This is a genomic window from Brevundimonas sp. FG128 (genome assembly GCF_057809775.1).
The window spans coordinates 571,162-596,228 of the sequence record NZ_JBMDKP010000003.1; the positions used below are offsets into that span (position 1 = coordinate 571,162).

Consider the following 25,067-nt stretch of genomic DNA (forward strand, 5'->3'; position numbering starts at 1 on the left):
GCGATCAGGTCGCCGCGCAGGTCAGCGGCCGGGTATAATCCACGCTGGACGGATCCAGCCGTCGCGCCTCGGCGATCTGCGTCTCCGCCTCGGCGCAGCGTCCCACTGCGGCCAGGACCTCGGCGTAGGAATGGTGGACCGGCGCGACCTGCGGCATAGCGACTGCCGCAGCCTCGCAATAGGGCAGCCCCTCCGCCGCACGGCCCGCCTGGTACAGAATATAGCAGTGATTGTTCTTCAACCCGGCGTCGTCGGGCAGCAGGACCAGGGCGCGCTCGCTGTCGGCGAGGGCCTCTTCATAGTCGCCCAGTCGCGCCAGAAGTCCGGCCCGATTGGTCAGGGCGACCCCGTCCTGCGCCGGTAGGGTCATGAAGACAGCCTTGGCGGCGGCGAAGGTCGCCGCATCGCCCTCCTTCAGAATGGGCAGGATGCGGATCAGCACCTCGAACCGCAGGGTGTCGGTGGGCGGCGTGTCCTTGGTCGGATCGCCGGACGGGCTGACCTCGCCGCTCAGGATGCGCCACGCCAGCAGGGCGTCGGCCTGGGCCGCCTCCTCGCGTCCGACATGGGCGTAGGTGTCGGCGCGGAAGGTGTGGAACACGACGTCGGAGACGATCGTGCGCCCCGGCGGAACCGCCGCGTCATAAAGGTTCAACGCCTTCGCGTAATCGCCGGCCAGATAGGCGCGCGACGCCAGATTGATCAGCGCGACCGCACGCAGCGCCGAACCCTCGGGCGCCGCGTCGGCGCAGGCCTGCAGATCCACCGCCCCGGCTGAGTCCGGCTGGCAGGCTGCAGGAACCGGCGGGGACTCCGACGACGCCTGCGGGGTGGGCGCGGCGTCCGGATCGACCGCTCCCGCGTTCTGGATCGACAAGGCCAGGGTCAGAGCCAGAGACAGCGCTTGGGCGACGGTCGCGATCATCTCGGTCAAATCCGCGTCAGCTTCAGGTCCTGATAGTCGTATGAGAAATCGATGTCGGGCGAAACGCCCTTCATCGTCGCCGTCGCGGGCTTGGCCGTCTGGATGGCGAAGGTGATGAAGGCGTCCTCCTCGCGCTTGTCGGGGAACCGGGTGCGGAAGGTCTCGCCGTCATAGGGCTCCAGCCAACCCTTCAGCGCGGGCGTGTGGGTGAAGCTGAGCCACAGGCCGGTCTTGCGATCGCGCCCGCGACCCTCGGTCTTCTGCTTGATGACGATGTCGCCGTACCAGGGGTCGCGCCAGGTTCCGGCGTAGGCCTCCAGCGGCATGGACGGCGGCGCGCCCGCGGCCTGTTTGGCGTCGATCTCGACGGCGGCGGCCAGGGACTTCACATTGCCCTCGGCCTCCAATCGCTTGGAATCGGCGATCCAGTCGATATCCACCTTGCCCATGCAAATGTCCGAAATCCCCGAGCGCAGGGCGCGCAGCAGGAAGCTCTCCTCGGCGTTGGAGAAGATGCAGAATCCGGTCTTGCGGCCGGGGATCAGCACCGTCGCGGAAATGCCGCCGGGTGAGCCGCCGCCGTGGCTGGCGACCCGCTCGCCGCGATAGTCTTGGATCTGCAGCCCCATCGCATAGGTCGAGGCGATGGACCGGTTGGGCAGTTCGGCCGTCGGGCCGGGCGAGGAGCCGACGATGATGTTGGGCCGATACATCTCGCGCGCCGCCTCCTCGGAATACAGCCGCGTGCCGTCCGCCAGCTTGCCGTCGTTCAGCCGCACCGCGATCCACTTTGCCCAGTCGGTCGCAGTGGTGCAGATGCCGCCCGCCGCCGCCGCCGAATCCCAGTTCCAGACCTCGACGATCGAGTCCGCGATCTGCGTCATCGCCCCCTGGTAACGCAGGGGCGGCCCGACCCGGCCGTGGGGCAGGGCGGACTTGGCCGGATCGGCCAGACGCGCCAACGGCACGGTCTCGGTCATGCCGACCCGGTCCAGGATGCGGGTTTGGATGAAATCCTCCCACGCCATGCCCGACACCGTCTCCAGCACCGCCCCGGCGACCACGAACATCAGATTGCAGTAGTGATAGTGGGCCCTCAGCCCGTCTTCGATGGGAACGAAGGCGGCCTGAGCCACGACCTCGGCCCGCGTCCGGTCGCTGTTGGGCCAGAACAGCAGGTCCCCGGCGCCCAGGCCGAACCCGGCCCGGTGGCTCAGCGTATCGCGCACCGTGATGTGCTCGCCGATATAGGGGTCCGACAGGGTGAAGTCGGGCAGATAGGTCCGGATCGGGGCATCCCACTTCACCTTGCCCTCGTCGACCAGAATGGCCAGGGCGGCGGCGGTGACGTTCTTGGTGTTGGATGCGATGGCGAACAGGGTGTGTTCGTCGGCTTGGGCCGGCTTGCCCTGCACCTTGACGCCGTAGCCGCGCGCCAGGACGGCCGCCCCGTCCTTGACCACCGCAATCCCCAGCGCCGGCTGCTCGGGCCAGGCCGCCATCGCCTTTTTCACATAGGCGTCGACCGCCTCGGCCAGCGACGCATCGTCGTTCGCGGGCGTCTGCCCCCAGGCCGGCTGGACCGCCAGGGCGGCGGCGCCCCCGGAGGCGAACAGGGCGGTGCGGCGCGAAAGACGAAGGCTCATGATGGAACTCCAGAGGACAGGCCGTCGCCACCTTAGCCTTTCACGCGCGTCGATCCAGCCTCAGCCCGCCCGCCAGCGATGCAGGTGCTCCAGCACGTCCGCCACCAACTGGTCGCGGGTGAAGCCGGTCACGTCGCGCGGCCGGGTCACGTCGTCGGAACGCGCCGACAGCCGCCACTCCATCGCCCGGCGCCGCTCGGGCGCGTCCAGCGCGGTCATCGCCGGCCGGGGCCGCTCGCGCGCGGTCAGGCGATAGTGGAAGTCGCGCCCCCCGGCGACCGGCGCGGTCAACGACACGCCGTCGTCGTCGCGCATCACCTCCGCGACCAGTCCCTCGGCCGCCAGCCCTTCGCGCACGGTCTCCAGCGCCGGCAAGCCGTTGCGCTCGATCTGACGGTCGATGTCGCGGCGGCTCGCGGGCGCCAGGATGCGCTTCAGCTGCTCGGCCAACGGCGGCCCTTCGGTCTCCACCACCCGCCCGGCGACGTCGGCCGTCATCTGCCGCACCAGGCCGACGGACAGCAGGATCATGATGACGACGAACGGCAGGGCCGCCGCCAGGGTGGCGGCCTGCAGTGCGCCCAGTCCGCCGGCCAGCAACAGCACCGCTGCGATCAGGCCCAGAAGCAGGCACCAATAGATCCTCTGCCAACGCGGCGTGTCGTCCGCCCCGCCCGAAGCGATGGTGTCGATCACCAGGGCGCCGGAATCGGCGGATGTGATGAAGAAGACCGCCACCAGCAGAATGGCCAGGGTCGAGGTGATCGCCGCGCCAGGCAACTCTTCCAGGAAGTGGAACAGGGCGGTCGACAGGTCGGCCGAGACGGCGGTGGAGATGGCCCCCGCCGCCTGCCCCATGTCCAGGCTGATGGCCGTATTGCCGAAGACCGTCATCCACAGGAAGGTGAAGCCCGCCGGCACCAGCAGCACATTCAGGATGAACTCGCGCACCGTCCGTCCGCGCGAGATACGGGCGATGAACATGCCCACAAACGGTGACCAGGCGATCCACCAGGCCCAGTAGAACAGCGTCCAGTCCGCCATCCAGGCGCGCGGCTCATAGGCGTAGAGGGTGAAGGTGCGCTCGAAGAAATGGTCCAGATAGAAACCGAAATTCTGCACCAGCGCCTTGAACAGGAAGCCGGTGGGACCGACCACCAGCACGAAGACCATCAACAGGACGGCCAAGGTCAGGTTCAGCTCCGACAGCCGCCGCACCCCCTTGCCGACGCCGCTCATCACCGAGGCCGTCGCGGCCGCCATGACCAGGGCGATCAGGCCGACCTGCACCCAGGCGTTGTTCGGAATCCCGATCAGATAGGACAGGCCGCTGTTCATCTGCGCCACGCCGAAGCCCAGCGAGGTGGCGATGCCGAAGGCCGTGCCCCAGATGGCGAAGATGTCCACCGCGTCGCCGACGGGCCCGTTGATCCGCTTGCCCAGCAGGGGCGACAGGCCTGACCGCAGCGTCAGCGGCAATCCCTTGCGATAGGCGAAGAAGGCCAGGCTGAGCCCGACCAGGGCGTAGATGGCCCAGGCGTGGGCGCCGTAATGGAAGAAGGTGATGCCCATGGCCTCGCGGGCGGCGGCGAAGCTGCGGGGGGCGCCTTCAGGCGGGCTGACGAAATGCTGGATCGGCTCGGCCACGCCGAAATACATCAGGCCGATGCCCATCCCTGCGGCGAACAGCATGGCCAGCCACGACAGATAGGGGAAGTCCGGCTCGGCGTCGTCGGGTCCCAGCTTCAGCGCCCCGGTCGGCCCCAGCGCCAGCACCAGAACCAGCCCCAGAAACCCCGCCACGGCGGCGATGTAAAGCCAGCCGAAGGTGTCGATCACCCAGGCCTGCACGTTCTGAAAGATCCGGTCGGATTGTCCGGGCGCGGCGACGGCGACAACAAGCAGCAGCCCGATGATCAGGCTCGCCCCCCAGAAGACGCGTGGGTTCATCTTGGTGGTCAGCATCGGCTGAAAGCGTATGGTGAAGCTGTCGGTTCCGCGTCGAAATCGCCTCGTCCGCCCTGCCGGCCCTTGCGTGACCTAATCGTCACACCATCTCGATTGCGACAGCTCAAGACGTCGCTTCCTGAAAGGGCGTATTGAGGATCTATCCGCCTCACGAGGGGACTGAAGACCATGAATCTCGAACTCTATTCCGACCGCGCCAAACAGGCCGTCCAGTCGGCCCAGTCGCTGGCGCTCGCGCGCCGTCACCAGCAGTTCGCGCCCGAGCATCTGCTCAAGGTGCTGCTGGAGGAACGCGACGGCCTGGCCCGCAATCTGATCACTGCCGCCGGGGGCGACGCCCGCCGCGCCGAGGCCGATGTCGAAACCGCGCTGAAGAAGCGCGCCCAGGTCTCGGGCGGCTCGGGCCAGCTCTATCTGGACGGCGACACCGCCCGCGTCTTCGCCGCCGCCGAGGAGGCCTCGAAATCCGCCGGCGACGCCTTCGTCACCACCGAACGGCTTCTGGCCGCGCTCGCCAGGGAGGGCGGGGTCGCCGCCGAGGTGCTGAAGGCCTCGGGCGCCAGCGCCGACAAGCTGGACGCCGCCATCGCCGAGGTGCGCAAGGGCAAGACCGCCGACAGCGCCGGCGCCGAGGACGGCTATGACGCGCTGAAACGCTACGCCCGCGACCTGACCCTGGCCGCCCGCGACGGCAAGATCGACCCGGTCATCGGCCGCGACGAAGAGATCCGCCGCACCATCCAGGTCCTGGCCCGCCGCACCAAGAACAACCCCGTCCTGATCGGCGAACCGGGCGTCGGCAAGACCGCCATCGTCGAGGGCCTGGCCCTGCGCATCGTCAACGGCGACGTGCCCGAGAGCTTGCGCGACAAGACCGTCATGGCGCTGGACATGGGTTCGCTGATCGCCGGCGCCAAATACCGCGGCGAGTTCGAGGAGCGGCTGAAGGCCGTCCTGTCCGAGGTCACAGCGGCCGAGGGCGGCATCATCCTGTTCATCGACGAGATGCACACCCTGGTCGGCGCCGGAAAGGGCGACGGCGCCATGGACGCCTCCAACCTGCTCAAACCCGCCCTGGCGCGCGGTGAACTGCACTGCGTCGGCGCCACCACGCTGGATGAATACAGAAAGCACGTCGAAAAGGACGCGGCCCTGGCCCGGCGCTTCCAGCCGGTCTTCGTCGCCGAACCGACGGTCGAGGACACGGTCTCCATCCTGCGCGGCCTGAAGGAGAAGTACGAGGTCCACCACGGGGTGCGTATCTCGGACAGCGCCATCGTCGCCGCCGCCACCCTGTCGAACCGCTACATCACCGACCGCTTCCTGCCGGACAAGGCCATCGACCTGATCGACGAGGCCGCCAGCCGCGTGCGCATGGCCGTGGACTCCAAGCCCGAGGCCCTGGACGAGATCGACCGCCGGCTGGTCCAGCTGAAGATCGAACGCGAGGCCCTGAAGAAGGAGACCGACCAGGCCTCAAAGGCCCGGCTGGAAAAGCTGGACGACGAGATCGCCGATCTGGAGGGCCAGTCCGACGACCTGACCACCCAGTGGAAGGCCGAAAAGGACAAGGTCGGCCAAGGCGCGCAACTGCGTGAAACCCTGGACCGCCTGCGCCTCGAACTGGCCAACGCCCAGCGCGCGGGCGACCTGGGCCGTGCGTCCGAGATCGCCTACGGCCAGATCCCCCAGATCGAAAAACAGCTCGAAGAGGCCGAGGCAAACGAGACCAGCGGCAAGGGCCCCCTGACGCCCGAGGTCGTCGACGCCGAACAGATCGCCGCCGTCGTCAGCCGCTGGACCGGCGTGCCGGTCGACAAGATGCTGGAAGGCGAGCGCGAAAAACTGCTCCAGATGGAGACCGCCCTGGGCGCCCGCGTCGTCGGTCAGGACGAGGCTTTGGCCGCCGTCTCCGATGCGGTGCGCCGCGCCCGGGCCGGCCTGAACGACCCCAACCGACCCCTGGGCAGCTTCCTGTTCCTGGGCCCGACCGGCGTGGGCAAGACCGAACTGACCAAGGCACTGGCCGAGTTCCTGTTCGACGACGAGGCCGCCATAACCCGCCTCGACATGTCCGAATATATGGAGAAGCACAGCGTCAGCCGCCTGATCGGCGCCCCTCCCGGCTATGTCGGCTATGACGAGGGCGGCGCCCTGACCGAGGCCGTGCGTCGTCGCCCCTATCAGGTCGTCCTGTTCGACGAGGTCGAAAAGGCCCACCCCGACGTCTTCAACGTGCTGCTGCAAGTGCTGGACGACGGCCGCCTGACCGACGGCCAGGGCCGCACCATCGACTTCCGCAACACCCTGATCATCATGACCTCCAACCTGGGCAGCCAGTATCTGGCCGAACAGGGCGAAGGCGACGACGTCGAGGCCGTCCGCCCCTACGTCATGGACGCCGTCCGCGCCCACTTCCGGCCCGAGTTCCTGAACCGGATCGACGAGATCATCCTGTTCCACCGCCTGGGCCGCGACCAGATGGGGGGCATCGTCCGGATCCAGCTGTCACGGTTCGAGAAACTGCTGGCCGACCGCCGCCTGTCGCTGGACCTGGACGACGCCGCTTTGGCTTGGCTGGCGGACCGCGGCTACGACCCGGCGTATGGGGCGCGGCCGCTGAAGCGGGTGATCCAGAAGGACCTAGTCGATCCGATTGCGCGGAAGCTGCTGGCCGGCGAGATCGAGGACGGCGGGGTGATCGCTGTCACCGCCGGCGAGGGCGGGCTGGAGATCGGGAAGATGCGGGTGCACTGATGATTTTTCCCGATATCAACTGGTCCACCATAGCTACGGTCGTCACTGCACTGGCTACCATCGTGCTTGTGTATGTGACGACTGTCTTGGCTCGGGAAACGAAGAGGCTGTCCGACGCGACTAGCCAACCCAGCGTCGCTGTATCCTTCGAGCCGAGTGCTTGGTCGATCATTCACACCAACCTCGTCCTTGAGAATACTGGAACAGGAACCGCTTACGATATCGAAGTCACTTTCGATCCGCCGCTGCGATTGAAAAAGCAGGGTGAGATCGCGACGATGCCTCTACGATCATTGTCGCTGCTTAAGCCCGGAAGTTCATTCTCAGTTTTTCTAAATGGATTTGAAAACCTTAGCGAGCAGATCGTGAGCATAGATGTCCGGTGGCGGCGCTCGCCGGGTGCCAAAAAAATCGAAGGCCATTCCTACGTCCTCAACCTTGTGGAAGATTACAAAGATTGGGGCCAGTTAGGCGGACCACCGCCTATGATTCAGATCGCTCAGGACATGCGCAAACTTCGAGAAGCGATCACAAAGCTCGCTAGCAAAGCCTGACTAGTCTTTCGTGACCCTCCGGCAAGCCGCGCCTTGGCGGTGCCAAACGGGCGAGGTCTAACGGCTCTCTCGGAACGCCAATCATACATGCTTGACTGCGCTTGATTCGTGCTTCATTGGTGGCGGCATGACAAAGCTTCGCCTTAAATCAGGTCAGTTCGAACTCGAACTCGAGAGCGACGATCTCGAGCGAGATCTCGACATTGTATTTAAGGCTGTGCCCTTCCTGTCCGAGGGTGCTGTGACCGATCCAAACACGAGAGCGCCGACGCAAACAGCCGTACACAGCGCCAAATCTGGGTCGACGACATCGAATGGCGATCAAAACTCAGCCCTGACCCAAGGAATCAACTCCTACGTGGCGAAACTCAAAGCCGGGAGCGCCCGTGAAATGATGCGTGTTGCTTCGTATCACCTGACGTTCAATGACGGCTTAGACGAGTTCACCAAGGATGAGCTCTATGCGCGTTGCAAACAAGCGCGTGACTGGAAAGCGGATCATTCAAACCAGCAGGCAATCAACTTGCATCGAATGGTTAAGTCGGGAGAGCTCACCGAACGAGGAGGCGGAAAATATTGCGTTCCGTCAAGAAAACTGGATGAGGCAAAAGCGGTGCTTCTAAATGAGTAAGTTGGCTTCTGATCTTGCCTCCAAACGCCGGACCAACACGACCAAAGCCTATATATTGCTTGACGCAGCGGGTGGCGTCTCGACGACAGGTGTGTTGATTGCCCTAGCTAAGGCTAACGGCTGTCGAACTGCGGCTAGTTGGAACCTTGCGTCGATATTTTCCAGGAATCCCGAACGCGTTGCTCGTATGCCGGACGGTTGGCAACTGCTTGTAGACGGCTATGCATATCTTGAGAAGCAGGGATATGAGGCCGCGTCTCAGGCCGTCTCCGCGCCATCCAACAGTCCGACACAAGGGCATCTCAACATCGTTATTGGCCATGGTCGGTCACCGCTTTGGAAGGAGTTGAGGGACTGGCTTCAGGACGGCTATGATTGTGTTATTCACGAGTTCAACAGTCAGTCTGTAGCCGGAGTCTCGACAAAGGAGCGGCTCGAAAAGTTGTTAAGTGTGGCTGATGTGGCTCTGCTGGTTATGACGGCTGAGGACGAGCAGAGCGACGGTACGGTTCGCGCGCGTATGAACGTGGTCCACGAAGCAGGTTTGTTTCAAGGACGGCTAGGTTTTGAGAATGCGCCGATCCTATTAGAGAATGGTTGCGAAGAATTCAGCAACATTGCAGGAATAGGTCAGATCAGATTCCCTAAAGACGATTTGAATCCAGCGTTTCGAGAGCTGACCAAATACTTCAAGGGTAAGCAGACACGGTTGCGTGGCTGAGCGCGAAACAATGCGAGAAGCCCACTCTGACAAAGTGGCTCAGCAAGCGGAAACAAGCTAATCAGACGAACTCCACTGGTGGAATGTCGTCCCAATAGCTCGGTCTAGCACTGCGAAAAGGCCCCCGCGTTTCCACGGGGGCCTCCGGTCTCCGCGCCGTCGCGCGCCCGCGACCTACGGGTTGATGACCACCTTGATGCAGCCGTCCTTCTTCTCCTGGAAGGTCTTGTAGGCGTCGGGTCCGTCTTCCAGCCCGATCTTGTGGGTGATCAGGAAGCTGGGGTCGATGTCGCCGTCGAGGACCTTCTTCATCAGGGGCTCAAGGTAGCGCTGCACGTGGGTCTGGCCGGTCTTGAGCGTCAGGGCCTTGCCGATGAAGGCGCCCAGCATCGTGGGAACCATGCCGACGAAGACGCCGGGCAGGCTGATGGTCCCGCCGGGCTTGCAGGCCACGATGGCTTCGTTCAGCGCATAGGGGCGCTCCAGCTTGCCGGCGACGGTCTCCTGGACCTTCTCCATCAGGCTGCCCGAGCCGTGGCTTTCCAGGCCCACGGCCTCGATCACCGCATCGGGGCCTTCGCCGTTGGTCAGGGCCTTGATCCGTTCCTGCAGGTCGCCCTCGGAAAAGTCGAGGGTCTCGGCGCCCGCCGCCTGGGCCAGGGCCAGCCGTTCGGGCACCTGGTCAATGGCGATGACGCGGCCGGCGCCCATCATGAAGGCGCTGCGAATGGCGAACTGGCCCACCGGCCCGCAGCCGAACACCAGTATGGTCTGGCCCGGCTGGATGTTGCAGTTCTCGGCCGCCATCCATCCGGTCGGGAAGATGTCGGACAGGAACAGGACCTGGTCGTCGGTCAGACCCTCGGGCACCTTGATCGGTCCGACGTCGGCGTAGGGGATGCGCAGATACTCGGCCTGGCCCCCGGCGAACCCGCCGTACATTTCGCTGTAGCCGTACAGGCCGGCGGTCGGATAGCCGGTCTGTTTGGCCTGTTCGGCGCCGTTCGGATTGGAGCGCTGGCACAGGCTGAACAGGCTGGCGCGGCACATCTTGCAGTCGCCGCAGCTGATGGTGAAGGGCACCACGACGCGGTCGCCGACCTTGAGCTTGTCGTTGTCCTTGCCGACGGCGACGACCTCGCCCATCGTCTCGTGGCCCATGACGTCGCCGTGCTTCATGCCGGGCACGTAGCCGCCGTACAGGTGCAGGTCCGAGCCGCAGATGGCGCAGCTGGTCACGCGGATGACGGCGTCGCGGCCGTCCTCGATGGTGGGATCGGGCACCTCCTCGCAGCGGATGTCGCCCTTGCCGTGCCAGCACAACGCCTTCATGTCGGATCTCCCAATCTGAGTGGGATCAATCCGGCTGTGCGGGCGCGGTTCCTAAGGCCCCGCTTTAAAATCAAAGCGTTACCGTTCGAAAATCAGTCCTTGGGGATCGGGTTGGTCCTCGGGTCCGGGCCGTTGGTGATGACGCGGTCGCGTTCGCCCAGGTCCTTGATGATCTTGACGTCGGTGAAGCCGGCGGCCTCGAACAGTTCCTTGACCTGGGGCCCTTGGTCCCAGCCGATCTCGACGGCGAAGACGCCGCCCGGCTTCAGGATGCGTTTCACCTCGGGCGCCAGGTCGCGATAGGCCTGCAGGCCGTCGGGGCCGCCGTCCAGGGCCAGGTGCGGGTCGTGGTCGCGGACCTCGGGGTCCAGGGTCGCGATATGGTCGGTGGGGATATAGGGCGGGTTGGACAGGACCAGGTCGAAGCTGGCGTCGCCGAAGCCCGCCGCCCATTCGGTGCGCAGGAACACGGCGCGGTCGTTCAGGTCCAGGTTGGCCGCATTCTCCTTGGCCACGGCCAAGGCCTCCGACGAGATGTCGGTGCCGACGCCCTTGGCCGCCGGCCGCTCGGCCAGCAGCGCCAGCAGGATCGCGCCCGAGCCGGTCCCCAGGTCGATGGCCTCGAAGGCCTCGTTGCGGGCGAAGGCCAGCATGGACACGTCCATCAGGGTCTCGGTGTCGGGCCGGGGGCTGAGGACGTCGGGGGTGACGTTCAGCATGATCTTCCAGAACCCCTTCTTGCCGATGATGCGCGACACCGGCTCGCGCCTCAGGCGGCGCTCGACCATGGCCTCATAGGCGCCCAGCTGGTCGTCGGTGATGACGCGGTAGGGGTCTGTCAGGATGTCCATGCGGCTGGCGCCGGCGGCGGCCTCCAGCAGCAGGCGGGCGTCGATGGCGGGGCTGTCGATGCGGCCGGTCTTCAGCCTGGCCTGGGCGGCCTTCCACGCGGTCAGCAGGGTGGGCGCATCATCGACGGGCTTAGGAGAGATCGGGTCGGTCATGAGCGTTGATTGGCCCGCGCGGGCGCCGATTTCAAGCATTTGCGGAACGGGCTGACAGCTATACCGTTCGCCTGACCATGTCCGACCGCAAGTCCCCCCGGCGTCCCCTCGCCCGCAGCCTGTCGTCCCTGCGCCCGTCGTCGGCGCGTGTCAGGAGTGGCGCAGGCGGCGGGATCTGGCGCTATGTGGCCGCAGCGGCCGGGGGGCTGATGGCCGGCGCCGGGGCCGCGCACGTCCTCTACACCCAGGGCCACAAGGTCGGGGTCGAGCTGCGGCCGCCCCGCCCCGAAATCCTGCCGCCCGCCCCGCCGACGCCCGCCGACTACGAAGCCAAGGAGCCGGGCCGCGGCCGCCTGGCCGAGCGCCCGCATCACATCCCGCGCCGGGGCTGGACCGACATCGTCTGGCGCGCCGGCGCCTCCTATTTCGGCAACCGGGTGGGCTTCGTCGCCGGGGGCGTGACCTTCTTCACCCTGCTGTCGCTGTTCCCCCTGCTGGGCTCGTTCGTGACCCTCTATGGCCTGTTCGCCGACCCGGCCGACGCCTGGGGCCGGCTGCAGTTCCTCTACGCCCTGATGCCCGGCAGCATCGCCGAGTTCCTGGGCGAGCAGATGCGCCGCCTGGCCGAGAACTCCAGCACCCAGCTGACCTTCACCCTGATCTGGACCCTGGCCCTGTCGCTGTGGACCGCCAGCGGAGCGGTGAAGATGCTGTTCTACGGCCTGAACGTCGCCTACCATGAGGTCGAGAAGCGCAACATCGTCCGCTACAACCTGATGTGCCTGGCCTTCACCGTGGGGGCCATACTGGCGGTGATCGTGACCTCGGGCCTGGTCGTCGGCGTTCCGGTGGTGGTGCGGCTGTTCGGGCTGGAGGAGGAGTGGGGCCTGTTCGCCCCCTTGCGTTGGCCGCTGCTGTTCGCCGGCTATGTGCTGGCCCTGATGGGCATCTATCGCTACGGCCCGTGCCGCCAGAACGCGCGCTGGCGCTGGCTGACGCCCGGCGCCCTGTTCTCGGCCACCCTCAGCGTCAGTCTTTCGCTGGCCTTCAGCTGGTATCTGAACACCTTCGTGCGAACCGACAGCTACGGCCCGCTGGCGGCGACCATGGGCTTTCTGCTGTGGACCTGGCTGTCGGTGCAGCTGATCCTGATGGGCGCGGCGCTGAACGCCGAGATCGAGCACCAGACCGCCATCGACACCACCACCGGCAAGCCCCAGCCGATCGGCGAGCGGGGCGCCATGGTGGCCGACAGCGTCGGCGCCCGGCGCGGCAACCCCGCCGCCCTGGCCTTCACCCAGCGTCAGGCGGAGGCCGTCGCTGACCGGCTGCTGCGTCGCCGCGTCCACCGCGACGGCCAGTCCGTCAAAGAATGAAGCGGCTCAGATCGACGTCCTTGGTCAGGGCGTCCATCTTCTCGCGCACCGCATCGCCGTCGAAGGCCACGGTCTGGCCCGACAGGTCCGAGGCCTTGAAGCTGGTCTCCTCCAGCACCCGCTCCATCACGGTCTGAAGCCGGCGCGCGCCGATGTTCTCGATGGCGCTGTTGGCCGCCACCGCCGCATCGGCCATGGCCTCGACCGCGTCGTCAGTGAAGGTCAGGGTCACGTCCTCGGTCGCCAGCAGGGCCTGGTTCTGACGGATCAGATTGGCCTCGGGCTCGGTCAGGATGCGTTTGAAGTCGTCGCGCGTCAGGGCCTTCAGCTCGACCCGGATCGGCAGCCGGCCCTGCAGCTCGGGCAGCAGGTCCGACGGCTTGGCGACGTGGAAGGCGCCCGAGGCGATGAACAGCACATGGTCGGTCTTCACCGGCCCGTATTTGGTGGAGACGGTGGTCCCCTCGATCAGCGGCAGCAGGTCGCGCTGAACGCCCTCGCGGCTGATGTCGGCGCCGCCGCGATCCTTCTGCGCCGCCACCTTGTCGATCTCGTCCAGGAAGACGATGCCCTCGTTCTCTGCCAGCAGCAGGGCCTCGCTCGTCAGGCTGTCCTGGTCCAGCAGCTTGTCGCCCTCCTCGGCGATCAGGGGCGTGGTCGCGTCGCGCACGGTCAGCTTGACCGTTTTGGTGCGTCCGCCGCCCATCTTGCCCAGCATATCCGACAGGTTCAGCAGGCCGACGTTGCCGGCGCCGGGAATGTCCAGGCCCTGGATGGGCGAGGCGGTGTCGGCCAGGGTGATCTCGATCTCCTTGTCGTCCAGCTCTCCGGCCCGCAGCTTCTTCCTGAAGCTGTCGCGCGTCGCCGGGCCCGCCCCCGGTCCGACCAGGGCGTCCAGGATCCGGTCCTCGGCGGCGGCCTCGGCGCGCGCCCGTACCTCGCCGCGCCGCCGATCGCGCACCATGACCAGGGCGCTCTCGACCAGGTCACGCACGATCTGGTCCACGTCGCGGCCGACATAGCCGACCTCGGTGAACTTGGTCGCCTCGACCTTCAGGAAGGGCGACCCCGCCAGCCGCGCCAGACGCCGGGCGATCTCGGTCTTGCCGACGCCGGTCGGGCCGATCATCAGGATGTTCTTGGGCGTCACCTCGTCGCGCAGATCCTCGGGCACGCGCTTGCGACGCCAGCGATTGCGAAGGGCCACGGCCACGGCGCGCTTGGCGTCGTCCTGGCCGACGATATAGCGATCCAGTTCGGAGACGATCTCGCGGGGGGTCAGTTCGGTCATGTGGTGCAGATAGGTGGTCGTGAAGCGGAGCGGGAGAGGGCAGGGCGTCGCGTTGCGCAATCTGGGTCGGGCTTCGACCTCACGTCTCCTCCCTGCGAAGCGGGGAGGGGGACCGCGCAGCGGTGGAGGGGCTGTTGAAGTCCCACAGGCGCCTGTGATGCGTTGAGAGCCCCTCCGTCACAGCGCGAAGACGCGCCGCGGCACCTCCCCGCTTCGCAGGGAGGAGACGTGAGATTGGGCCGTCTCCCGACCAGCAAAAAGGCGCCCTCCAGCATGAGGGCGCCTTTGATGCGTCAGCCGATGTCGCCAGATCAGGCGGCGTTGGCGGTCTTGGTCTTGGCCAGCTTGTCCTGGTGGGCCTTCATGCCTGCCGCGATCAGGTCGGCGGCTTCGCCGGCGTCGCCCCAGCCCTGGACCGTGACCGACTTGCCCTTTTCCAGGTCCTTGTAGCGGGTGAAGAAGTGCTCGATCTGCTCGATCAGGATGGCCGGCAGCTGACGATAGCTGGCGATCTCGGTGTAGTAGGGGTTCAGCTTGTCGACCGGCACGGCCAGGATCTTCTCGTCGCCGCCGGCCTCGTCCGTCATCTTCAGCACGCCGATGGGGCGCGAGCGGATGACGCAGCCCGGAACGACCGGCGTCGGGTTCAGCACGATCACGTCGCAGGGGTCGCCGTCGTCCGACAGGGTATGCGGGATGAAGCCGTAGTTGCCCGGATAGTACATGGCGGTGTGCAGGAAGCGGTCGACGAACAGGGCGCCGGACGCCTTGTCCATCTCGTATTTCACCGGCAGGCCGCCCTGCGGGATCTCGATGATGACGTTGATGTCCCAGGGAGCGTTGGGGCCGACCGGAATGGCGTCAAGGTTCATGGCGGATCTTTGCTGCGACTGCGAAATTCGAAAAGGCGAGGCGTGATAAGCCTACCAGCCCGCAACGGCAAGCGCGACATGCGGCGGACAGGCTTGCGTCCGGCCGCATCATCGCGGACACCTTGGACATGACGCTGATCGACTGGGCCGCCCTGGCGCTCTTTTTCATCTGCTGGCTGGGGTACAGCCCCATACTGGCCTTCATCAGCCGGCGGGGCGGTTCGCTGAACAACGACATGGAGCATGTCCGCGCGGTGTGGATGCAGTCCATGACCCACCGCGAGATGAAGCTGATCGACAGCCAGCTGATGGGCCATTCGATCAACTCGGCCTCCTTCTTCGCCTCGACCAACCTGCTGCTGATCGCGGCGGTGGGGGGCATATTGTTCGGCGGCGAGAGCGCGCTTCAGGGGTTCGCCGCCGTCGGGGCCGAGAATGTGCCGATGAAGATCCTGGAGGCCAAGCTGGCCCTGGTGCTGATCTGTCTGGCGCGTGGCTTTCTCGACTTCATCTGGGCGCTGCGCCAGATGAACTACACCCTGGCCCTGATCGGCGCGGCGCCCGAACTGCATTCCAACACCGACCGCAAGGCCTTCAGCGAGGCGGCGGGCCAGTTGCTGAATCCCGCGCTCAGCGCGTTCAGCCAGGGGGTGCGAGGCTATTATTTCGCCCTGGCGGCGGCGGCCTGGCTATTCGGACCGCTGTGGCTGGCGCTGGGGGTGGCGTCCTCGTTCGGCCTGCTGATCTATCGCCAGGAGGCGTCGCCGGCCGCGCGCGCCATCCGCGCCGCGCGTCGAATTCTCGGGGAATAGGGCTATTTCGCACTTGCGAGATGGGCGGCGACGAACTTCTGCCCGCCAACGGCCATGTTATCGCTAACAACGCCGCATTTGCGTAACACGGCGTGACCGGAAAGACTCATAACGGGCTTGACCCATTGTGCATCGCAACCTAGATTGACCTTCGACGCCTCCGGGCGTCTTGCCCTTCCTGGGCGTTTCCTCCCTATAGACTTTTAATGCCGCACCCTCGGGTGCGGCTTTTTTTTGATCTGATCAGCGATCAGTCAGGGCGCGGTCCAGGGCTCGGCGCACAGGGCGGCGATCACCCGCGAGAGGGCCTTCTGCGTCGCGGCGTAGGTCGCGCCGGGCTTTTGCGTCGCCTCATCCAGATACAGCCGCCGGCTGATCTCGATCTGGATCGCCTCATAGCCCTCATCTGGCCGACCCCAGCATTGGGTGGACCAGCCCCCGGCGTAGGGATGGTTCTGCGCCACCCGCCACCCCAGCCCCTCGAAAAGCTCGCGCAGCCGCCGGCTGAGCCGCGCGCTGCAGGCCGAGCCGTAACGGTCGCCCAGCACCACCTCGGCCCCCACCGCCCGCGTCGGCATGGAATGCCAGTCGATCAGCACGGCCCGACCGTGGCGCGCCCGCGTCGTCTCCATCAGGCCGGCCAGAGCCTGGTGATAGGGCCGATGCGCCGTCTCGATCCGCCTATGCGCCTCCGCCAGCGTCAGGCGACGGTCGTACAGCGCCGCGCCGTCCCCCGCCAACCGCGGCACCACGCCGTAACCGGCGGCCGTCTTGGCGCCCACTGGCCCCTCCAGCCCATCGACCAAGGCCGGATCCAGTTCGTCGGGGTCGCGGTTCAGATCGACATAGGCCCGGCCGATCCGCCCTTCAATCAACGGCGCGCCAACACGCGGACCTTCCGCGACCAACTGTCCCACGAGGGCGTCCTCGGCGCTTCTCAGGCTGGCCTCGGTCAGGCCGGGCGCGGCGCCCATGTCCTGGGGATAGCGGTCGCCCGAATGGGGCGAGGCGAAGACCAGCGCCGTCGCGGGCGCATCCGGCGACGGCGCCGTGATCGAAAAGCTGTCGCCGCCGTCGGTCATGCCTTCGCATAGCGGGTTTCGCTGTGGAAGGAAGTCGGCCGTCCGGTGAATTTCATGGGTGGTTTACGGATGTGCGCCTAGGCTGCTCGTCTGTCTCAAGGATGTTTTTCGAATGGCGCGTATCCTCCTGGCCGAAGACGACGGTTCGTTGCGCGGGTTTTTGACCCGGGCGCTGGAGCGGGCGGGTCATCAGGTCATCGACTGTGAGAACGGCGACGACGCCATCGACGCCCTGGAACACGGCCCCTACGACCTGCTGCTGACCGACATCGTCATGCCGGGCGCCGACGGGATCGAAGTGGCCCGCGTCGCCGCCGCCCGCCAGCCGGGCCTGCGCATCATGTTCATCACCGGCTTCGCCGCCGTGGCCCTGACCGCCGCCCAGGCCACGCCGGACGCCAAGGTCCTGTCCAAACCCGTGCACCTGCGCGACCTGGTCAACGAGGTCGAACGGATGGTCGCGGCCTGATCAAGGGCTGAGCGGCGTTTGGCGAGAAATCTTGTTCTCGCCGTGAAATCGGCTTGATGCAGGCCAGCCTCGCCGCTATACGACCGCTCTTCCCGCTCCGAAGACGTTTTTCGGAGCCCTACGGCGGATGCGTAGCTCAGCGGGAGAGCACCTCGTTGACATCGAGGGGGTCACAGGTTCAATCCCTGTCGCGTCCACCATTTCCTTCTCTGAAAACGTCATGACTTTCACGCCCGTCGGATTTGTCCGAGGGGCTTCGCGCATGTTTCAACGGGCTTGCAAGAGCGCCTCGGCGGGGCGGGGCAGCCCAGCCGAGGCTTTTCGTCAGCCGCGACGGTTGTCGCGGTCGCGGCGCTCGTTGCGGATCTGGGCCGACAGGCGGTCGAAGCGACGATCCAGGTCGGTCCGCTCCCAGGCCGTCAAGCCGCCACGACGATAGTTGGCCTCCAGTCGCAGCAGGCTGCTGAATTCGCCGCGGAGGCGGGTGGCTTCACGGCGGCTGATCTGACCGTTGCGGACGCCCTGATCGATGCGGCGGTCCAGATTGGCCTGGCGGGCGTTGATCGACTGCCACGAACCATAGCCGGCGGGCTGGACTGCGGGCGGACGGTGGTAGGATTGGGCGAAGGAGGGAGCGGCGACCGAGGCGGCGGCCAGGACGATGGCGGGAACGATGAACTTGCGCATGACGATCTCCTCGAAATCTCTGCGCCGGTCGGGGTGACCAGCGATGAGGACAGAGGACCATCCGGCGGCTGAGCCGTTTCTGAACAGTCGCGATCAGGTTCGGTTCATCTTAATGAGAAAGACGACAGGATCGCCGTTCGCCGGTTTGGCGCATAGGCCGCTTTAAACTATACGACCTATTCAGCGCCTGTTCAGATGGATGGGACTAGATCGGTCGCCATGTCCCGCAAACCCGCCAGCCTCATCTTCGCCCCCCCGGCCCTGGCATTGGCCCTGGCCTTCGCGCCCGTCGTATCGACGCAGGCGGTCGCCCAGTCGCGCGATCAACGCCAGCAGTCGCAGGACCGACCGGCTCCCCGCGTCAGTCCCGACGAAGCGCGTCGTCGCGGCGGCGAGGCCGGTCGGGGTCGCCCGATCGACACCCAGCCGCGTCGCGACGGCAACTATTCCGTTCTGGTCGAGCGGGACGGTCGCGTGCGCGAGGTCGTGGTCGACGGCCGCACGGGCCAAGCGCGCCCTGACAACAACGACAACCAGCGTCGCAGGCCCAACTGATGCGCGTGCTTCTGGTCGAGGACGACGCGGACCTGTCGCGTCAGCTGAAGGCGGCGCTGGGCGACGCGGGCTATGCCGTGGACCACGCCCCGGATGGTGAGGAAGCTCATTATCTGGGCGAGAACGAACCCTATGACGTCATCGTCCTGGATTTGGGCCTGCCCAAGATCGACGGCGTGTCGGTGCTGGAGCGCTGGCGGCGCGAGGGCAAGACGACGCCTGTCCTCATCCTGACGGCGCGCGGCTCGTGGTCGGACAAGGTGGCGGGCTTCGACGCCGGCGCCGACGACTATCTGACCAAACCCTTCCATACCGAGGAACTGTTGGCGCGGCTGCGCGCCCTGCTGCGCCGCTCGGCCGGCATCGCTTCTGCGACGTTGGCTTGCGGCGGCCTGCGGCTGGATCCGCGCGCGGCGCGGGCCAGCGTCAATGGCGAACCCCTGCGCCTGACCTCGCTGGAATACCGGCTGCTCCATTACATGATGATGCACCAGGGCCGGGTCATCAGCCGCACCGAACTGGTCGAGCACCTATACGATCAGGACTTCGACCGGGATTCCAACACCATCGAGGTCTTCATCGGGCGGGTGCGCAAAAAGGTCGGGCCGGACCGGATCGAGACCGTGCGCGGCCTCGGCTATCGGCTGACGCCTCTGGCGGGCGAATCCGAAGCGGCGTGACCGAGGCGTCGGCTTCCAGGCGCCAGGATTGGGGTCGCTGGTTCGGGCGGCCTGGTCGCTCGCTGACCCGACGGCTGATCTGGCTGGCCTCGGCCTGGATCCTGATCGCCCTGGCCATCGCCGCCCTGGTCCTGACCCAGGCCTTCCAGGAATCGGCGCTGCGCCGACTGGGCAATATGCTGAACGAGACCATCGACGAGATCGTAGTCGCCGCCAGCCGTACGCCCCAGGACGCGATCGTGCCCCAGATCCAGGACGCGCGGACGCTGCGCCTGCTGTCGGGCAAATACTGGCAGATCATGGAGGTTCGGCCGGACGGCCGGCTGGTCAGCATCGCGCGGTCCACCTCGCTGTGGAGCTATGACCTCGCCCTGCCGGCGGACCTGCCGGGGCGGCTGGACGAGGCGTTCGGGGATGTGCTCACCTTCAACACCGTCGGGCCCAAGGACGACGCCGCGACGCGCGAACCCCTGCGGGTCGCCGCCAGCATGAAGTCCATCCCCAGACACGAACATCCGGTCATCTTCATCGCCGCCATCGACCGGTCCGAGGTGGACGCCGACACCCGCCAGTTCGCGCGCGTCACCTGGGTTGCTTTGCTGATCCTGGGCCTGGGCCTGGTGGCGGCGGTCTTCATTCAGGTGCGGATCGGCCTGCGACCCCTGTTCGACCTGCGCAACGAAATCGCCGCCGTCCGGATGGGCAAGGCGGCGCGGATCGGCCGGTCCTATCCGCAGGAAATCCAGCCCCTCGCCGAACAGGTCAACCGCCTGCTGGACCATAACCAGGAGGTGGTGGAGCGCCAGCGCACCCACGTCGGCAATCTGGCCCACGCGCTGAAGACGCCGCTGTCGGTCATGCTGGCCGAGGCGGGAACGACCGCCGGCGACCTGCCCGAACTGGTGCGGCGCCAGACCAAGGTCATGCAGGGCCAGGTCGATCACCACCTGCGTCGCGCCCGCGCCGCCGCCCGCGCCGCCCACGGCTTGGGCGAGACGACGCCGGTGCCCGAGGTGCTGGACGAACTGGCGGTCATGATCGAACAGGTGTTCCGGTCCAAGGACGTGGAGATCGACTGGCGCGCGCCAGACGAACTGGCCTTCCTGGGCGAGCGGCAGGACCTGCAGGAGATCCTGGGCAATCTGATCGAGAACGCCGCCAAGTTCAGCAAGCGCCGGGTCCGCATCTCCGCCGGCGAGAGCGGTCTGGGCCAGATGATCGTTGTGGTCGAGGACGACGGCCCCGGCCTGCCCGCCGATCAGCGCGACACGGTCATGAAGCGCGGCGCCCGGCTGGACGAGAGCGCGCCGGGATCGGGCCTGGGCCTGTCGATCGTCGACGATTTGACGCGGGCCTATGGCGGGCGGCTGACCCTGGGCGACAGCGACATGGGCGGGCTGAAGGCGGTGCTGGAACTGCCCGCCGCCCAGACGGATGCGCGCCGCTAGACGCCGCCCCGCTGGTAGCATTCGCAGGCGACCCGTTCCAAGGCGACCCGGTCAAGCACGGTGATGCGACCGCGCGAATAGGCGATGGCGCCGGCCTTCTGCAGACCCTGGGCGGCCTCGTTCACCGTGCTGCGCTGCGAGCCCAGCATGGAGGCCAGATACTCCTGCGTCAGGTTCAGGGTGTCGCCCTCGACCCGGTCATGACACCGAAGCAGCCATTTGGCGAAGCGCTGGCCGGCGTGGTGCAGGGCGTTGCAGGCGGTTGATTGCTCCAACTCGCCCTGCAACCGGGCCATGTAGTCGCCCACGGCGTCGCGGACGCCCGGGCGCTGGGCTGAGAGCGCCCGAAAGCGCGCGGCCTCCACGCGGCGGGCCGTGCCTGCGACCTGGGCCACGCTGCGGGTGTGGGCGTGGTGCGGCACGACCGAGGCGACGACGCCCAGCACGCCCTCGCGCCCGATCATCACCGTCTCCACGGTGCGGCCGTCCTCGAGCACCGCCACGGAGGAACAGAAGCCGCTGTCGATGAAATAGAGGTGTTCGACGATGTCGTCGGGCTCGTTGAAGACCTGACCCAGCGCGAATTCAACGGGCGTGGCGATCGCCAGAAGGGCGTCGCGGTCGTCGGGTTCCAGGCCGTGGATCAACCGGTTGCCCGGGGGGAGGCTGCGCATGAGTTCGCGCATAAGGCGATCCGCGCCTCTCGTCTGTCGGAACCCGACACAGCGTTGCCGTATCGACGAACGGTTCTTGGGGAAAAAGCTTGATTTTACCGAGATATGTACGGTGGCGCTCACACCGAGGCGTGCGATGGCCTTTCGATGCGGGCGACGAGGCGGTCGCCTTCGTGGACCTCGACGCCGTGGCACGAGGCGTGGTCGGCCAGCCGCAGGCGGGCGGCGGCGACTGCGGCGTCGTCGTCGGCGCCGTCGAAGAAGTCGAGCAGGGGGCGGCGGTCGGCCCCGTCGAAGAAGTGAAACTCGTAGATGCGCACGATCGGCTCCTGAACGCGCAACCGTAACGGTATGGCTGCGGCCGCGTCTGTCGGAAGCCGACACAGCGGAGCCGTTGCGGGAGCCTTTGGGCCGCCAGCGGCGTTGTGGAGCTTCCCGTCGCCGGAGCCGTGATGACCGCCGCCAAGACCCTTCGCCGCGCCGCCGCCGATCTGGGCGAGACGATCCGCCGCCACGCGCCCGTGACGCGGCGCACGCCCCGGCTGGCGACGCTGGTCGAGTGGGCGGCGCGGGTCGGATACGGCGCGCGGGGCTTCGTTTACCTGTCGGCGGGGGCGCTGACCCTGCTGGCGGCGACGGACAGGATCGGCGAGGCGGTGGGGACCAGCGGGGCGGCGGGCTGGCTGGCGGCCCAGCCGTTCGGCAAGGTCTGGCTGGTGCTGCTGGGGCTGGGCCTGTGGGCCTTCGTCGGCTGGCGGGTGCTGCAGGCGGTGTTCGACGCCGACCACGAGGGGACGGACCTGAAGGGCTGGGCGACACGGGCGGGGCAGGCGGCCAGCGGCCTGTTCTACGGCGTGCTGGCCTCGGGGGTGTTCGAATATCTGGACGAGTTCGGGGAGGCGACCAGCGCCTCGGCCGCCCAGGCCGAGAGCGTCGCCGAGAACCAGGAGAAGGCGGCCGTTCTGCTGGGCCTGCCGTTCGGAGAGGCGCTGCTGATCGGGGCGGGGCTGGTGGTGCTGGGCGTCGGCGTCGGCAATATCGTGAGAGCCTTCCGGGATGACTTCGACGACGCCCTGGCCTGTCCCAAGGCTTTCTGCGGGACGGCGACGGCCCTGGCGCGGGCGGGCTATGGGGCGCGGGGGTTCGCCTATCTGCCGCTGGGGGTGTTCGTGGTTCTGGCGGGGCTGCACGCGCGTTCGGGCGAGGTGACGACGACGGCGGCGGCGCTGGACGCGCTGGAGGCCCAGCCGGGCGGGTCGTGGATCCTGGGGCTGACGGCGGCGGGGCTGATGGCCTTCGGCGCCTTCGCCTTTGTGGAGGCGCGGTGGCGCCGGATCCGGCCGCCGAGGGATTTGAAGATCGGCTGAGGCCTTGGCGCCGCGCGGGGCCTTCCCATATCCTTCGCAACACACGCTGTTCCAGAAGGCCGCGCCATGACCCAAGCCGTTCCGACCAAGACCCTGAAGATCGACTTCGTTTCCGACGTCGTCTGCCCCTGGTGCGTCGTGGGCCTGGGTGGGCTGGAGACGGCGCTGGAGCGGCTGGAGGGCGAGGGGATCGCCGCCGACATCGCCTTTCAGCCGTTCGAGCTGAACCCTCAGATCGCGCCCGAGGGCGAAAACATCGTCGAACACATCGGCCGCAAATACGGCGCGTCGCCTGAGCAGTCCGCCGCCAACCGCGCCATGATCCGCGAGCGGGCCGCAGATGCTTGGAAGAGCCTGAAATCTCCGATTTCAGGCGAGGTCGGCTTCGACATGCGGATGACCGACGACAGCCGCATCTGGAACACCTTCGACGCCCACCGCCTGCTGCACTGGGCGCACGAGACCGCGCCCGACAAGCAGAAGGCGTTGAAACAGGCGCTGTTCACCGCCCACTTCACCGAGAACCGCAACCTGACCGACGCCGGGGTCCTGACCGCCGCCGCCGAGGCCGCCGGGCTGGACCGGGCCGAGGCGGGCGAGGTGCTGGCCTCGGGCCGCTACGCCCAAGACGTGCGGGCGTCCGAGGATCTGTGGCGGTCGCGCGGCATCACCTCGGTCCCCGCCGTGGTGGTGGAGGGCAAATATCTGATCAGCGGCGGCCAGCCGGCCCAGACGTTCGAGGACGCCCTGAGGAAGATCGCGTCGGAGGTGTGAGCCCGTTCGTCTCCTCCCTGGCGCGAAGCGACGGGGAGGTGGCGCGGCGCGTCTTCGCGCCGTGACGGAGGGGCTGTGTCCGCAAGACGGACGTCAGTGGGGCGTCAAGAGCCCCTCCACCACGCCCTGCGGGCGCGGTCCCCCTCCCCATCGCAGGCGATGGGGAGGAGACGATCACGGCGGGTCGGTTTCAGACTCTCCCTCTGCAAAAACACCGTCTGAACTGTGCAATTCGTCTGAAATCGGGGGCGGTTTCAGGTCGTCCAGCGCGTCCACTCGGGCCATCAGGGCGTCGCGGCCGGCATAGTCGCCGGGCGTCAGGGCGGCGGCCTCCAGGGCGATGACCTCGATCTCCCGGGCGACGGCCGTGGCGCGCTCGGCCATGTCGGGTTCTTTCGGTTTGGGCTCGGGTTTTGCAGCAGGCGGGGCAGCCGGCGGCTCCGCCTCGCGCGCCAGGCGGGTCAGATGGGCGTGCAGCCGCACCCACCGCGCCGCCTCCATCGCACGCCCGGCCTGGATCGCCCGGCCCATCCGCACCAGGGCGTGGGCCGCCATCTCCGCAAAGTCGGGCAGGCCCCGCGCCGTCTCGAACGGCAGGTCGATGGGGTCGTCCATAGGCAGGGGAGAGGGATCGTCCTGGTCCTCGCGCCGCCAGCCTTCCTCCCTGGCGCGGGCGCGGAAGGTGCTGACCCCCATGCCGTAACGGGCGCTGACCGCCTCGGCCGTGTCGCCCTCCAGATAGGCCTCGCCTGCCGCCTGCCAGGCCTCTTTCGACAGGCGGCGATAGCCGCGATTCTGGACCCGGTCGGCGTCGCGCGCGACGGCGTCGGAGGCGGCGAGCGCCGGCAGCCGCAACAGATGCATCGGCAGGCCGTGCGTGCGCCAGAACCGCACCTCGGCCTCCGCAGAGCAGTCCAGGTGAAGCGCGTCGCGATACGCCTGTTCCAGACCCGCCGCGCGCAGGACGCGGATCTGATCCAGCCCCTGCTGCGTGGCCGCATCGTAAAGCGGGTCTCGCGGCCCATCGAACCCGCCGCCCTCGCCGTCGTCATAGGCCTGATCGTCGTGCATCCCGTCCCCCGGCTGTCGCCCACGCCCGATCCCAGGACGCGCCCCCAGTCTAAGGCCGTCCCGGACCGTGATAGGGTAGAGGCCGTCGATTTCGAGAAAGCTGAGGGATTTCAACGGGCCGGCAGGGGAGGTCGTGTATAGGGAGAGGCGCTAGCTGTGCATCCGTCCCTCTCCCGTTGGGAGAGGGCTTGAGGCTCGCAGAGCGCAGCGATGCGTTAGCCGAAAGGGTGAGGGTCGTGCGTCACCGGCGAGGTCCGACCCTCACCCTTTCGCGTTTCCAATCGCTTCGCTCTCGGACGCTCAAGCCCTCTCCCAATGGGAGAGGGGAGCCTAGCCGCGCTTCTTCGGTGCAGCCGGGGCGTCGGCGGCGG

Annotated in this window: 24 protein-coding genes and 1 tRNA gene; 13 read left to right on the forward strand and 12 right to left on the reverse strand. The window is 67.2% G+C overall.

Translation table 11 applies throughout. From position 1 onward, the window contains the following. Positions 1-4 precede the first annotated feature (4 nt). The 3 genes from ACODSC_RS11390 to ACODSC_RS11400 are packed head-to-tail and all read right to left on the reverse strand — an operon-like array spanning position 5 to position 4,536. Entirely contained in the window at positions 5-925 is a 921-nt protein-coding gene (locus tag ACODSC_RS11390; protein ID WP_488814025.1) for a tetratricopeptide repeat protein, read from the reverse strand. Between the two features lie 5 nt (positions 926-930). Then, entirely contained in the window at positions 931-2,571 is a 1,641-nt protein-coding gene (locus ACODSC_RS11395) for a serine hydrolase (RefSeq protein ID WP_488814026.1), read from the reverse strand. 60 nt (positions 2,572-2,631) lie between these two features. Next, positions 2,632-4,536, reverse strand: a complete 1,905-nt coding sequence (locus ACODSC_RS11400) for a BCCT family transporter (RefSeq protein WP_488814027.1) — start codon at positions 4,534-4,536, stop codon at positions 2,632-2,634. A gap of 171 nt (positions 4,537-4,707) precedes the next feature. On the opposite strand from ACODSC_RS11400, the gene clpB reads away from it, so the two are divergent. The 4 genes from clpB (at position 4,708) to ACODSC_RS11420 (ending at position 9,202) form a co-directional block, all read left to right on the forward strand. Further along, positions 4,708-7,296, forward strand: a complete 2,589-nt coding sequence (clpB, locus tag ACODSC_RS11405) for an ATP-dependent chaperone ClpB (protein ID WP_488814028.1) — start codon at positions 4,708-4,710, stop codon at positions 7,294-7,296. Next, a complete protein-coding gene (locus ACODSC_RS11410; RefSeq protein WP_488814029.1) occupies positions 7,296-7,850 on the forward strand; it encodes a hypothetical protein in 555 nt (184 codons plus the stop codon). Before clpB ends, ACODSC_RS11410 begins: the two co-directional genes overlap by 1 nt. 127 nt (positions 7,851-7,977) lie before the next feature. Next, the gene (locus tag ACODSC_RS11415) at positions 7,978-8,481 is read left to right on the forward strand and encodes a hypothetical protein (RefSeq protein ID WP_488814030.1); all 504 of its coding nucleotides are present in this window, start codon (positions 7,978-7,980) and stop codon (positions 8,479-8,481) included. Then, positions 8,474-9,202 carry a TIR domain-containing protein gene (locus tag ACODSC_RS11420; RefSeq protein WP_488814031.1) on the forward strand — a complete coding sequence of 243 codons (729 nt, stop codon included), beginning with the start codon at positions 8,474-8,476 and terminating at the stop codon, positions 9,200-9,202. The genes ACODSC_RS11415 and ACODSC_RS11420 overlap by 8 nt, the downstream gene beginning before the upstream one ends. Positions 9,203-9,376: 174 nt before the next feature. Here the strand turns inward: ACODSC_RS11420 and ACODSC_RS11425 are convergent, their stop codons facing one another. Further along, positions 9,377-10,534: a zinc-dependent alcohol dehydrogenase gene (locus ACODSC_RS11425; protein ID WP_488814032.1), complete on the reverse strand. Its 1,158-nt coding sequence runs from the start codon at positions 10,532-10,534 to the stop codon at positions 9,377-9,379. Between the two features lie 92 nt (positions 10,535-10,626). Beyond that, entirely contained in the window at positions 10,627-11,538 is a 912-nt protein-coding gene (gene prmC, locus ACODSC_RS11430) for a peptide chain release factor N(5)-glutamine methyltransferase (RefSeq protein ID WP_488814033.1), read from the reverse strand. A 77-nt stretch (positions 11,539-11,615) separates the two neighbouring features. Here prmC and ACODSC_RS11435 point away from each other — a divergent pair, with 77 nt between their 5' ends. Further along, the gene (locus ACODSC_RS11435; protein ID WP_488814034.1) at positions 11,616-12,914 is read left to right on the forward strand and encodes a YihY/virulence factor BrkB family protein; all 1,299 of its coding nucleotides are present in this window, start codon (positions 11,616-11,618) and stop codon (positions 12,912-12,914) included. On the opposite strand, the gene hslU is transcribed toward ACODSC_RS11435, so the two are convergent. Continuing rightward, on the reverse strand, positions 12,904-14,205 hold the full coding sequence (gene hslU, locus ACODSC_RS11440; RefSeq protein ID WP_488814036.1) for an ATP-dependent protease ATPase subunit HslU: 1,302 nt from the start codon (positions 14,203-14,205) through the stop codon (positions 12,904-12,906). The genes ACODSC_RS11435 and hslU overlap by 11 nt on opposite strands. A 311-nt stretch (positions 14,206-14,516) precedes the next feature. Beyond that, positions 14,517-15,077 (reverse strand): inorganic diphosphatase, encoded by a 561-nt coding sequence (gene ppa / locus ACODSC_RS11445; RefSeq protein ID WP_488814037.1) that lies wholly within the window; start codon positions 15,075-15,077, stop codon positions 14,517-14,519. Positions 15,078-15,205: 128 nt separating this feature from the next. Here ppa and ACODSC_RS11450 point away from each other — a divergent pair, with 128 nt between their 5' ends. Further along, positions 15,206-15,889 (forward strand): DUF599 domain-containing protein, encoded by a 684-nt coding sequence (locus ACODSC_RS11450; RefSeq protein WP_488814038.1) that lies wholly within the window; start codon positions 15,206-15,208, stop codon positions 15,887-15,889. A gap of 254 nt (positions 15,890-16,143) precedes the next feature. Here ACODSC_RS11450 and ACODSC_RS11455 read toward each other — a convergent pair whose 3' ends face one another. Continuing rightward, complete coding sequence (locus ACODSC_RS11455) at positions 16,144-16,971, reverse strand: N-formylglutamate amidohydrolase (RefSeq protein ID WP_488814039.1); 828 nt, start codon at positions 16,969-16,971, stop codon at positions 16,144-16,146. A 112-nt stretch (positions 16,972-17,083) separates the two neighbouring features. Between ACODSC_RS11455 and cpdR the strand changes: the two genes are divergently transcribed. Then, positions 17,084-17,440, forward strand: coding sequence for a cell cycle two-component system response regulator CpdR (gene cpdR, locus ACODSC_RS11460; RefSeq protein WP_017506825.1), 357 nt, complete (start codon positions 17,084-17,086; stop codon positions 17,438-17,440). 125 nt (positions 17,441-17,565) lie between these two features. Continuing rightward, a tRNA-Val gene (locus tag ACODSC_RS11465) sits at positions 17,566-17,640 on the forward strand. A 124-nt stretch (positions 17,641-17,764) separates the two neighbouring features. On the opposite strand, the gene ACODSC_RS11470 is transcribed toward ACODSC_RS11465, so the two are convergent. Continuing rightward, entirely contained in the window at positions 17,765-18,127 is a 363-nt protein-coding gene (locus tag ACODSC_RS11470) for a hypothetical protein (RefSeq protein WP_488814040.1), read from the reverse strand. Between the two features lie 219 nt (positions 18,128-18,346). Here ACODSC_RS11470 and ACODSC_RS11475 point away from each other — a divergent pair, with 219 nt between their 5' ends. From ACODSC_RS11475 to ACODSC_RS11485, 3 genes are read left to right on the forward strand one after another with little or no spacing between them, the layout of a single operon-like run. Beyond that, entirely contained in the window at positions 18,347-18,682 is a 336-nt protein-coding gene (locus tag ACODSC_RS11475; protein ID WP_488814041.1) for a hypothetical protein, read from the forward strand. Further along, positions 18,682-19,362 carry a response regulator transcription factor gene (locus tag ACODSC_RS11480; protein ID WP_488814042.1) on the forward strand — a complete coding sequence of 227 codons (681 nt, stop codon included), beginning with the start codon at positions 18,682-18,684 and terminating at the stop codon, positions 19,360-19,362. The genes ACODSC_RS11475 and ACODSC_RS11480 overlap by 1 nt, the downstream gene beginning before the upstream one ends. Beyond that, positions 19,359-20,810, forward strand: a complete 1,452-nt coding sequence (locus ACODSC_RS11485; RefSeq protein WP_488814043.1) for an ATP-binding protein — start codon at positions 19,359-19,361, stop codon at positions 20,808-20,810. The genes ACODSC_RS11480 and ACODSC_RS11485 overlap by 4 nt, the downstream gene beginning before the upstream one ends. Here the strand turns inward: ACODSC_RS11485 and ACODSC_RS11490 are convergent. Together ACODSC_RS11490 and ACODSC_RS11495 are read right to left on the reverse strand one after the other, a co-directional pair. After that, on the reverse strand, positions 20,807-21,484 hold the full coding sequence (locus ACODSC_RS11490; RefSeq protein ID WP_488814044.1) for a Crp/Fnr family transcriptional regulator: 678 nt from the start codon (positions 21,482-21,484) through the stop codon (positions 20,807-20,809). The two genes, ACODSC_RS11485 and ACODSC_RS11490, sit on opposite strands and share 4 nt — an antisense overlap. A 119-nt stretch (positions 21,485-21,603) precedes the next feature. Next, a complete protein-coding gene (locus ACODSC_RS11495; RefSeq protein WP_488814045.1) occupies positions 21,604-21,804 on the reverse strand; it encodes a hypothetical protein in 201 nt (66 codons plus the stop codon). A 132-nt stretch (positions 21,805-21,936) separates the two neighbouring features. On the opposite strand from ACODSC_RS11495, the gene ACODSC_RS11500 reads away from it, so the two are divergent. Then, entirely contained in the window at positions 21,937-22,851 is a 915-nt protein-coding gene (locus ACODSC_RS11500; RefSeq protein WP_488814047.1) for a DUF1206 domain-containing protein, read from the forward strand. Positions 22,852-22,917: 66 nt separating this feature from the next. Continuing rightward, positions 22,918-23,625 (forward strand): DsbA family oxidoreductase, encoded by a 708-nt coding sequence (locus tag ACODSC_RS11505; RefSeq protein WP_488814048.1) that lies wholly within the window; start codon positions 22,918-22,920, stop codon positions 23,623-23,625. A gap of 174 nt (positions 23,626-23,799) precedes the next feature. Here ACODSC_RS11505 and ACODSC_RS11510 read toward each other — a convergent pair whose 3' ends face one another. Next, the gene (locus ACODSC_RS11510; protein ID WP_488814049.1) at positions 23,800-24,696 is read right to left on the reverse strand and encodes a hypothetical protein; all 897 of its coding nucleotides are present in this window, start codon (positions 24,694-24,696) and stop codon (positions 23,800-23,802) included. Positions 24,697-25,067: the final 371 nt, after the last annotated feature.